The sequence below is a fragment of the Nonomuraea sp. NPDC049784 genome (assembly GCF_040659615.1).
Taxonomy (GTDB): Bacteria; Actinomycetota; Actinomycetes; order Streptosporangiales; family Streptosporangiaceae; genus Nonomuraea.
Map to the genome: position 1 here is coordinate 1 of NZ_JBFAMX010001123.1, position 1777 is coordinate 1777.

A 1777-nucleotide genomic window follows, 5' to 3' on the forward strand; every position below is an offset into this window, starting at 1 on the left:
TGCGGACCAGGATCGCGGTCCGCGGCTCCGATGAGCTGGCCGAGGTGGCGCGCACGTTCAACACCACCGCCGCGGAGCTGGAACGGCACGTCAAGCAGCTGCGCGAGATGGAGGCCGACGCCCGCCGGTTCGTGGCCGATGTGTCCCACGAGCTGCGCACCCCGCTGGCCGCCCTCGCCGCGGTCGCCGACGTCCTGGAGGAGGAGGCGGACCGGCTGCCCGAGCCCGCCGGCAGGGCCGCCAGGCTGGTCAGCCAGGAGACGCTCAACCTCACCGCTCTGGTGAACGACCTCATCGAGATCAGCAGGTTCGACTCCGGCGTCGCGGCCCTCGCGCTGAACGAGGTCGACGTGGCCGAGCTGGTGCGCGCGACCCTGCGTGTCCGGGGCTGGTCGGAGTCGGTGCACACCGAGCTTCCAGCCGCGGTGACGGCGCGGCTGGACCCGCGCCGAGTGGACGTCATCCTCGCGAACCTGGTCGGCAACGCCCTGCGGCACGGCGAACCGCCGGTGTCGGTACGGCTTCGCGCCGACGCGGACTGGGTTGCTCTCGAGGTCCGCGACCACGGACTGGGGCTGGACGAGGCGGTGCTGCCGCACGTGTTCGACCGGTTCTACAAGGCCAGCGCGGCCAGGGCCAGGTCCGAGGGCAGCGGCCTGGGCCTGGCCATCGCGCGGGAGAACGCGCGTCTGCACCGAGGCGACCTCACCGTCACCAACGCCCCGGACGGCGGCGCCACGTTCACGCTGCGCCTGCCACGCCGGGCACACGATCCGGACGGAGGCCCCGAGTGAGGACCGGGCTCGCCCGCCGCATGCTCGCAGCGGGCCTCGTATCGCTCGTCGCCGTGGCCGGCTGCGGCGTGCGGCCCAGCGACGTCATCCCCGCCGGCGACCCGCCGAGCGGAGCCGTCGCACCAACCATGAAGATCACCCTCTACCTGGTGAAGAACGGCCGGCTCAGCGCGGTGACGCGGCCCGGTGGTCGTCCAATGTTCCTCACGGACACGCTCGCGCTGCTGGCAGCCGGACCCACCGCGATGGAACAGGCGGACGGATTCACCACCGACGTCCCGCCCGAAGCGGGCCCGTTCGAGGTGGCCGCCAAGCCGTCCGGCCACTTGGAGGTGACCCTGTCCACTCCGGCCAGCGAACTGTCCACACTGGCCGTCCAGCAGATCGTGTGCACGACCGCCGCCACGGCGCCGGAAAGCCCTGCCCAGGTCACCGTCGTCGGTGCCGGGCAGGGCGTCAGCCCCCGGGACTGCCCGGGGTAGCAGCAGCAACCTGTCCTCTGCTTTGGACAGATCGCCGTGGTCTTGGTCAGATTGACCGGAGCGTGGGGCTGGCGGTGGTGGCGACGCAGGTGACCGCGGTGGCGAGGTCGGACAGCCGCGCGCGGGGGCAGCGGGCACTGGCGTTCCAGGGTGGCACGCGCGGTTGCCGGGTCGCCGGTGCAGGTCGCGGGGGTAGAGCGCGCGGGCCTCCTCGCGGGAGAGCTCCGCGAGCAGTGCCTTGCAGCCGGAGGTGCGGTGCGCGGGCAGCAGCACGCCCGGACGCCTAAGCCGGTCACATCGCGATGTCTTTCTGCCGGATTCCGGCCGCACCCCGGGTTGGTCCGCTCGAGATGGTACCGCTCGGTTCGATGGGATGCTAGCCTGGCACGGATCGTACCGAGCGGTTCTATCTTGGGGGCGGCATGGCGCAGGGCGAGGCGTGGCAGGCGGCGCGGCTGGCGCTCGGCACGGCCTCGGCGCTCGGGCTGGCGCGGTTCGCGT

General features: G+C 72.8%; 2 protein-coding genes. Both read left to right on the forward strand.

The window, feature by feature from the left end; genetic code table 11:
• The coding region (locus tag AB0J09_RS63940) for a HAMP domain-containing sensor histidine kinase (protein ID WP_360714172.1) at positions 1-794 on the forward strand (794 nt) is incomplete at its 5' end.
• Positions 791-1276 (forward strand): hypothetical protein, encoded by a 486-nt coding sequence (locus tag AB0J09_RS63945; protein ID WP_360714174.1) that lies wholly within the window; start codon positions 791-793, stop codon positions 1274-1276. The genes AB0J09_RS63940 and AB0J09_RS63945, both read left to right, overlap by 4 nt.
• Positions 1277-1777 lie beyond the last annotated feature (501 nt).